Source organism: Cellulomonas sp. NPDC057328 (assembly GCF_042667215.1).
GTDB lineage: Bacteria > Actinomycetota > Actinomycetes > Actinomycetales > Cellulomonadaceae > Cellulomonas.
This window is the reverse complement of sequence record NZ_JBHUZW010000102.1, coordinates 1-8,083: the sequence shown is the minus strand read 5'-3', so window position 1 is coordinate 8,083 and position 8,083 is coordinate 1. Positions and strand designations below refer to the sequence as shown.

The following is an 8,083-nucleotide window of genomic DNA, read 5'->3' as shown; positions in this document are numbered from 1 at the left end:
AGATCCACCGACGACAGCGAACCCAGCACGCCCTCCAGCATCCGCTCCGTCGACGGCAAACCAGCCAGCACGCTGTCCACCGCCAGATCCACCGAAGACAGCGAACCCAGCACGCCCTCCAGCATCCGCTCCGTCGACGGCAAACCAGCCAGCACGCTGTCCACCGCCAGATCCACCGACGACAGCGAACCCAGCACGCCCTCCAGCATCCGCTCCGTCGACGGCAAACCAGCCAGCACGCTGTCCACCGCCAGATCCACCGACGACAGCGAACCCAGCACGCCCTCCAGCATCCGCTCCGTCGACGGCAAACCAGCCAGCACGCTGTCCACCGCCAGATCCACCGACGACAGCGAGTTCAGCACGCCCTGCCTATCCCGCTCCACGTCAACAACTGCGCTCGCTGCCACTTGCGCACCTCCGCCGGCTCCGTGTCCCAAGTCCTCACCGCCTGCACAGCGGCGACCGTCAGAAGTCCCAGTCGTCGTCCTCCGTGTTGACGGCCTTGCCGATGACGTACGACGAGCCGGACCCCGAGAAGAAGTCGTGGTTCTCGTCCGCGTTCGGGCTGAGCGAGGACAGGATCGCCGGGTTGACGTCCGTCTCGTCGCGCGGGAACAGCGCCTCGTAGCCGAGGTTCATCAGCGCCTTGTTGGCGTTGTAGCGCAGGAACTTCTTGACGTCCTCGGTGAGGCCGAGCTCGTCGTAGAGGTCCTGGGTGTACTCCACCTCGTTGTCGTACAGCTCGAAGAGCAGGTTGAACGTGTAGTCCTTGATCTCCGCGCGCTCGGCCGGCGAGACGAGCTCGAGGCCCTTCTGGAACTTGTAGCCGATGTAGTACCCGTGCACGGCCTCGTCGCGGATGATCAGGCGGATGAGGTCCGCCGTGTTCGTGAGCTTGGCGCGCGACGCCCAGTACATCGGCGCGTAGAAGCCCGAGTAGAACAGGAACGACTCGAGCATCGTCGAGGCGACCTTGCGCTTGAGCGGCTCGTCGCCCCGGTAGTACTCGAGGACGATCGCGGCCTTGCGCTGCAGGTTCTGGTTCTCCTCCGACCAGCGGAACGCCTCGTCGATCTCCTTGGTGGAGACCAGCGTGGAGAAGATCGAGGAGTACGACTTGGCGTGCACCGACTCCATGAACGCGATGTTCGTGTAGACGGCCTCCTCGTGCGGGGTCAGCGCGTCGGGGATGAGGCTGACCGCGCCGACGGTGCCCTGGATGGTGTCCAGGAGCGTCAGGCCGGTGAACACGCGGCTCGTCATCGTCTTCTCGGCCTCGGTGAGCGTGGCCCAGGACTGGATGTCGTTGGAGACCGGCACCTTCTCCGGCAGCCAGAAGTTGCCGACCAGGCGGTCCCAGACCTCGAGGTCCTTCTCGTCCTGGAGGCGGTTCCAGTTGATCGCCGACACGCGGTCGACCAGCTTCAGCTTGCCCGTGGGGCTCATCATGTCGTTCCTCGGTTCCTCGTCGTCACGTCGCTCGGGTGTCGGGGCGTCAGAGCATGCAGCTGACGCACCCGTCGACCTCGGTCCCCTCGAGCGCGAGCTGGCGGAGCCGGATGTAGTAGATGGTCTTGATGCCCTTCTTCCACGCGTAGATCTGCGCCTTGTTCAGGTCGCGCGTGGTGGCGGTGTCCTTGAAGAACAGGGTCAGCGACAGGCCCTGGTCCACGTGCTGCGTGGCCTCGGCATACGTGTCGATGATCTTCTCGTAGCCGATCTCGTAGGCGTCGGCGTAGTACTCCAGGTTGTCGTTCGTCATGAACGGCGCCGGGTAGTACACGCGGCCGATCTTGCCCTCCTTGCGGATCTCGATCTTCGACGCGATCGGGTGGATCGAGCTCGTCGAGTGGTTGATGTACGAGATCGAGCCGGTCGGCGGGACCGCCTGCAGGTTCTGGTTGTACAGGCCGTGCTCGCGCACGAGGGCGGCCAGCTCACGCCAGTCGTCCTGCGTGGGGATGTGCACGCCGGCGGCCGCGAACAGCTCGGCGACGCGGGCCGTGCGGGGCGTCCACTCCTTCTCGACGTACTTCGTGAAGTACTCGCCCGTCGCGTACTTCGAGTCCTCGAAGCCGTAGAACGACGCCTTGCGCTCCTGCGCGAGCAGGTTCGAGGCACGGATCGCGTGGTAGGCGACCGTGTAGAAGTAGATGTTCGTGAAGTCGAGGCCCTCGTCCGACCCGTAGTGGATCCGCTCGCGCGCGAGGTAGCCGTGCAGGTTCATCTGGCCGAGGCCGATGGCGTGGCCGCCGGCGTTCGCCCGCTTGATCGACGGCACCGACTCGATGTCCGTCTGGTCGGACACCGCGGTGAGCGCGCGGATCGCCGTCTCGACCGTCTTGCCGAGGTCCGGCGAGTCCATCGACAGGGCGATGTTCATCGAGCCGAGGTTGCAGGAGATGTCGCGGCCGACCTCGGCGTACGACAGGTCCTCGTTGAAGGTGGACGGCGTCGCGACCTGGAGGATCTCCGAGCACAGGTTCGAGTGCGTGATCTTGCCCTTGATGGGGTTCGCACGGTTGACCGTGTCCTCGAACATCACGTACGGGTAGCCGGACTCGAACTGGATCTCGGCGAGGGTCTGGAAGAACTCCCGCGCGTTGATCTTGGTCTTGCGGATGCGCGCGTCGTCGACCATCTCGTAGTACTTCTCGGTGACGTTCACGTCGGCGAACGGCACGCCGTAGACGCGCTCGACGTCGTACGGCGAGAAGAGGTACATCGGCTCGTTCTTCTTGGCCAGCTCGAACGTGATGTCCGGGATGACGACACCGAGCGAGAGCGTCTTGATGCGGATCTTCTCGTCCGCGTTCTCGCGCTTGGTGTCGAGGAAGCGGTAGATGTCCGGGTGGTGCGCGTGCAGGTACACCGCGCCGGCGCCCTGGCGCGCGCCGAGCTGGTTGGCGTAGCTGAACGAGTCCTCGAGCAGCTTCATCACGGGGATGACGCCGGACGACTGGTTCTCGATGTGCTTGATCGGCGCGCCGTGCTCGCGGATGTTCGAGAGCAGCAGGGCCACGCCGCCGCCGCGCTTGGACAGCTGCAGGGCGGAGTTGATCCCGCGCGCGATGGACTCCATGTTGTCCTCGATGCGCAGCAGGAAGCAGGAGACGGGCTCGCCGCGCTGCGCCTTGCCGAGGTTGAGGAACGTCGGCGTCGCCGGCTGGAAGCGCCCGGAGACGATCTCGTCGACGAGGTTGGTCGCGAAGTCCTGGTCCCCCTCCGCCAGCGCGAGGGCCACCATCGTCACGCGGTCCTCGAAGCGCTCGAGGTACCGCTTGCCGTCGAACGTCTTCAGCGTGTACGAGGTGTAGTACTTGAACGCGCCGAGGAACGTCTGGAAGCGGAACTTCTTCGAGTACGCGTACTGGAACAGCGACTTCACGAACTCGCGGTCGTACTGCGCGAGGACGGCCGGGTCGTAGTACTTGTTCTCGACGAGGTAGTCGAGCTTCTCCTCCAGGTCGTGGAAGAAGACCGTGTTCTGGTTGACGTGCTGCAGGAAGTACTGCCGCGCCGCCTCCCGGTCCTTGTCGAACTGGATCCTGCCGTCCGCGTCGTACAGGTTGAGCATGGCGTTGAGGGCGTGGTAGTCCAGCCCCGTCAGCTCTACGCGGGTATCTGCGACCGTCGCTGCCAAAATCGTCCCAATCCGTCGCGGACGCGCGTGACGTCCTCGGCTGTTCCCATGAGTTCGAACGCGTACAGGTAGGGCACGTGGCACTTCGCGGCCACGATGTCGCCCGCGATGCAGTACGCCGCTCCGAAGTTCGTGTTGCCTGCCGCGACGACGCCGCGGATCAGGGCACGGTTGCCCTCGTCGTTGAGGAACCTGACGACCTGCCGCGGCACCGCGCCCTCGCCGTTGCCCCCGCCGTAGGTGGGGAGCATCAGCACGTACGGCTCGGTGACGCGCAGGAAGGGGTCGGTCGGCCTCAGCGGGATCCGCTGCGCCGGCACCCCCAGCTTCTCGACGAAGCGGTGGGTGTTGCCCGAGGCGGAGGAGAAGTAGACGAGCGACGCCATGGCGGGGCCCCTCTCCCTGTCTCGACCGTTCCCGGGCATGCCGCGGCGACCCTCACCGCGCGGTGGACGTGCTGCGGTCCGGCGGCCGAGGCCGCCGGACCGAGGAGTGCCCGCCGGGCCGACGCGGTTCGTGACCGGCGCCGACCCGGGGCGTCCGTGGATCGGCGCGGGTGCGCACCGACCGCTGGGCGTCGCGTCAGGCGACCTGGCCGGCCAGCTGCTCCGCGAGCGCCTTGATGCGGTCGGGGCGGTAGCCCGACCAGTGCTCGCCACCGGCGACCACGACGGGCGCCTGGAGGTGGCCGAGCGACATGACGTAGTCGCGGGCGTCGGCGTCCTCGGAGATGTCGACGACCGTGTAGTCGTGCCCGAGCTTGTCGAGGGCGCGGTAGGTCGCCGTGCACTGCACGCACGCCGGCTTGCTGTAGACCGTGATCGTCATCGCGATGTCCCTCGATGCTCGTGTGGCTGATGTCCCCTGACGGCCCCGCCGACCGCGTCCCGAGCCGTGCCGGACCCCTGGCGCGCGGGCCGCCGAGCGGTCCCTGCCGGGGGTCCGCCGACCACGAGTGCGTGGGGGCGAACCGTCGATCTAGACACTACACCTGGGGTCTGACAGCGCCAACACCACTAGGTGTTGTGTTACAGACGTGTCGTTTTTCACCCTGTGGCCGGGGTCGTGCACCGCCTGTGGACGGCTCCGCGAGCCCCTGACGTGCACCTTCGTACACCCGCCCACCGACACGCCGACGCGTCGCCCACAGTCGTCCACAACCGTGCGGGCGACACCCCCACGGCCGTCCACAGGCGATGTGGGCGGGATGTCCGGATAGCACCCGCGACGGGCCCGGCGCGTCGGGCGGCGAGTCGCACGTGGCGACCCCCGGGACGCCGCGAGCCGCCCCCGCGGCGGTGCGGGGGCGGCTCGTGCGGGACGTGCGACGGGCGCGTCAGCCGATCGTCGCCAGGGCCCGGCCGAGGCCCGTCAGGACGACGAGGGTGAGGGTGGTCCACAGCAGGACGCTGCCGGCGACGTAGCCGACGAAGCGCAGGCGCCGGCGCAGGCCGCCCTCGAAGTACGGGGCGGGCGCGTAGCGGACCGTCTCGCGCAGGTGACGCAGGCGCGTGCGGACGGGCAGCGGGGTGGACGGTCGGCGGGTGAGGGTCAGGACGGACACGGCGGACGCTCCTCGTAGGCGCGGGTGGGTTGCTGGGCGCCGGGGTCACCGGCCCCTCCATTGTCTCACCTGGTGGGATGACGCACGGGTCCAAGGTCCCGTGCGTCCGCTCACACCCGCACGCCGAGGCGGCGCCCCCGGGCCCCGACGCACGAGATGCCGGCCCCGCGTCCCGTGCCGGGGACGGGGACCGGCATCCCGCCCGGCGCCGTGGCGCCGGGTCCGTGGGCCGTGCGCGTCAGGCGATGCGCAGGTGCTCCGCCGGCGGCACCGGGCGGACGCCGTCGGGGCGGTCCGCGACGGCCTTCTCCAGCACGCCGGTGATCTCCTCGCCGATGAGCTCGTACCGCTCGAGCAGCGCGTCGCGCAGCGCCTCGACGAGGTCGCGGTTGCTCGCGAGCAGGCGGCGGACGGTCGCCCGCGCGCTGTCGAGCACGTCCTCGAGCTGCGTGCGCGCCAGCGGGTCGCCGATGACCGACGACACGAGGTCCTTGTCCATGGCGGCGAACGACACCAGCGAGCCCGTCATGCCGGCCGCGCCCACCATCTGCGCCGCCGTGCGCGTCGCCGCCGCGAGGTCGGACGCCGGGCCCGTCGTCGTCTGCCCGAAGAACAGCTCCTCCGCGACCATGCCGCCCATCGCGATCTGCACGAGCGCACGCAGGTCGTACGTCGTGCGCGTGTAGACCTCCTCGCAGTCGCCGTGCGCGAGCAGGCCCAGCGCGCTCCCCCGCTTGACGATCGTGAGCACCTCGAGCGTGCGGTTCGGCGCCACGAGCCATGCCGTGACAGCGTGCCCGGCCTCGTGCGTCGCGATGAGCGTGCGCTCCTGCGCGGTGTACGTCACGGGGTGCCCGATGCCGACGAGCTCGGTGATGCGCGCGTGCTCGACGTCGACGTACCGCATCGCCGAGTCGCCGCGGCGCAGCGCGTTGACCAGCGCCTCGTCCAGCAGGTGCTCGACCATGACGGGCGTCCACCCGTTCGTCGCCGCCGCGACGCGGTCGCGCAGCGCGGGCTCGTCGAGCTCCGGGTGGTGCGCGCGGCGCGCGAGGAAGTGGTCGACGAGGGCGCGGCGGCCGTGCGCGTCGGGCGGGTTGAACGTGAGGCGGCGGTCGAACCGGCCGGGCCGCAGCAGCGCCGGGTCGAGGTGGTCGGCGCGGTTGGTCGCGGCGATGAGCAGGATCGGCGCCCGCACCGGCTTGCGCTGCTTGAGCTGGCGGTGCGACGGCAGCAGCAGGTTCACCGCGGCGATCAGCCGGTTGACGACGCGGTCGAGGCCGACCGGCTCGTCGAACGACTGCATCTGCACGAGCAGCTCGTTGACGACGCCGCCCGTCCCCTCCGAGACCATGGCGTCGCGCACGACGCCCGTCCCGTGGCCGGTCAGCAGCGCATGCGTCGACGGGACCGTCACGAACGCGGCCCGCTCCTGCATGCCGAGCAGCCCGCCGCGGCGCAGGGCGATCGCGTCGATCTCCTCGATGAACCCGATCGCGCCGCCCTCCTTGCGGGCGGCGGTGCGCAGCGCGCGGAAGTACGTGCGGATCTTGCGAGCCGTCGCCCCGTAGTACATCGACTGGAAGCTCGTCGCGGAGACGAACAGGAACGGCACGCCCGCCTCGGCGGCCATCGCCTTGGCGGTCAGCGTCTTGCCCGTCCCGGGCGGGCCCTCGAACAGCAGGCCGCGGCGCGGGGTGCCGCCCATCTGGTCGGCGAACCGGCGGTGCGTCTGGAAGAGGTCGATGGAGCGGCGCACGTCGTCGACGATCGGGTCGATGCCCACGACGTCGTCGAGCGTGACGTCCACCTGCTCCGGCCGGTAGGTGACGTGCGGCGAGCGGCCGGCACCCACCTGCGTGCCGAGCAGGAGCGCGATGAGCGCGATGAAGAAGACGACCGGCGCGACGACGAGCGGGTCGACCTCGGGCAGCACCACGAGCGGGCGCCCGGTGACCGCCGCCCAGATGACGTACGCCTCGACCGCGAGCGCGACGACGCACAGGCGCACGACCCGGCGGCGGCGCACCCGCTCCCGGTCGGCGGCGATGTCGTGAGGACCGAGTGCGGGCGGCACGGCGGGGGCGTCGGACACGGGCGGGCCCTTCGTCGGGGGCGCGGTCACGCGGGACGCACCGCCGGCGGCGACCGCGGACCGCGGCGGTCCGGCCATCGTCGTCCGGTATGTCCGATTGCGACACCGCACGCCGCCCGGATCACCCGATCGGCCCAGACGCTCCCCGCCGACGGGTGTCCTCAACTCGGGCACGCGGTGGGACACCCGCCACCGCGAACCCGCGATCGTGCAGGCGAAGGGACGCCGGACCCGCCCGATCGCGGGTTCGCGGTCGGGCGGTCCCGGTGGATGGAAGTCAGCCGTCGCGGCGCTGCGCCGACGGGCCCGCGACCAGCTGGCGCGGCACCCACCGGGCCGTGCGGCGGGCGGGCACCGGCTCCGCGAGCGGGTGCCGGCGGTCCGCCACGACGTTCCCGGTGGGGTCGGCGGTGAACACGCGCCGGCCCGGGTCGACGAGCGTGCGCAGGAACTCGACCTGGCGGCGCAGCTGCCGCACCTCGGCCTCGAGCTCGAGGATCCGCTTGATGCCGGCGAGGTTGACGCCCTCGTCCTGCGACAGGCGCTGCACCTCGCGGAGCATCTGGATGTCCCGGTGCGAGTACCGCCGGCCGCGGCCGCGCGTGCGGCCGGGCTGCACGAGCCCCAGCCGGTCGTACTGGCGCAGCGTCTGCGGGTGCATGCCCGCGAGCTGCGCGGCGACGGAGATGACGTAGATCTTGGCGTCGTCGTCCACGACCTGGTCCTCCTCCCGGTGCCCGGAGCCCGGGCCGGCGGCGCCCACCCGCCGGGGGTGGGC

General features: G+C 70.1%; 8 protein-coding genes. All 8 read right to left on the bottom strand.

Going from position 1 to position 8,083, the window contains the following annotated elements; translation table 11 throughout:
• Positions 1 to 410: hypothetical protein (locus ACFUMH_RS15270; protein ID WP_378207315.1), on the bottom strand; the 410-nt coding region annotated here is incomplete at its 3' end.
• 58 nt (positions 411 to 468) lie between these two features.
• The gene (gene nrdF, locus ACFUMH_RS15265; protein ID WP_378207312.1) at positions 469 to 1,449 is read right to left on the bottom strand and encodes a class 1b ribonucleoside-diphosphate reductase subunit beta; all 981 of its coding nucleotides are present in this window, start codon (positions 1,447 to 1,449) and stop codon (positions 469 to 471) included.
• 49 nt (positions 1,450 to 1,498) lie between these two features.
• Positions 1,499 to 3,646, bottom strand: coding sequence for a class 1b ribonucleoside-diphosphate reductase subunit alpha (gene nrdE, locus ACFUMH_RS15260; RefSeq protein WP_378207309.1), 2,148 nt, complete (start codon positions 3,644 to 3,646; stop codon positions 1,499 to 1,501).
• Positions 3,616 to 4,032 (bottom strand): class Ib ribonucleoside-diphosphate reductase assembly flavoprotein NrdI, encoded by a 417-nt coding sequence (gene nrdI / locus ACFUMH_RS15255; RefSeq protein WP_378207306.1) that lies wholly within the window; start codon positions 4,030 to 4,032, stop codon positions 3,616 to 3,618. The genes nrdE and nrdI overlap by 31 nt, the downstream gene beginning before the upstream one ends.
• A 196-nt stretch (positions 4,033 to 4,228) precedes the next feature.
• Positions 4,229 to 4,474, bottom strand: coding sequence for a glutaredoxin-like protein NrdH (gene nrdH / locus ACFUMH_RS15250; protein WP_378207303.1), 246 nt, complete (start codon positions 4,472 to 4,474; stop codon positions 4,229 to 4,231).
• 508 nt (positions 4,475 to 4,982) lie between these two features.
• The gene (locus ACFUMH_RS15245; RefSeq protein ID WP_378207300.1) at positions 4,983 to 5,210 is read right to left on the bottom strand and encodes a chemotaxis protein CheW; all 228 of its coding nucleotides are present in this window, start codon (positions 5,208 to 5,210) and stop codon (positions 4,983 to 4,985) included.
• A gap of 238 nt (positions 5,211 to 5,448) precedes the next feature.
• Positions 5,449 to 7,335 carry an AAA family ATPase gene (locus ACFUMH_RS15240; protein ID WP_378207297.1) on the bottom strand — a complete coding sequence of 629 codons (1,887 nt, stop codon included), beginning with the start codon at positions 7,333 to 7,335 and terminating at the stop codon, positions 5,449 to 5,451.
• Between the two features lie 247 nt (positions 7,336 to 7,582).
• A complete protein-coding gene (locus ACFUMH_RS15235) occupies positions 7,583 to 7,966 on the bottom strand; it encodes a heat shock protein transcriptional repressor HspR (RefSeq protein ID WP_378207332.1) in 384 nt (127 codons plus the stop codon).
• Between the last annotated feature and the right edge of the window lie 117 nt (positions 7,967 to 8,083).

Coding starts and splice junctions, on each gene's coding strand:
- nrdH (WP_378207303.1), bottom strand. CDS start 4,474: ATGACGATCACGGTCTACAGCAAGCCGGCGTGCGTGCAGTGCACGGCG.
- ACFUMH_RS15235 (WP_378207332.1), bottom strand. CDS start 7,966: ATGCACCCGCAGACGCTGCGCCAGTACGACCGGCTGGGGCTCGTGCAG.
- nrdF (WP_378207312.1), bottom strand. CDS start 1,449: ATGAGCCCCACGGGCAAGCTGAAGCTGGTCGACCGCGTGTCGGCGATC.
- nrdI (WP_378207306.1), bottom strand. CDS start 4,032: ATGGCGTCGCTCGTCTACTTCTCCTCCGCCTCGGGCAACACCCACCGC.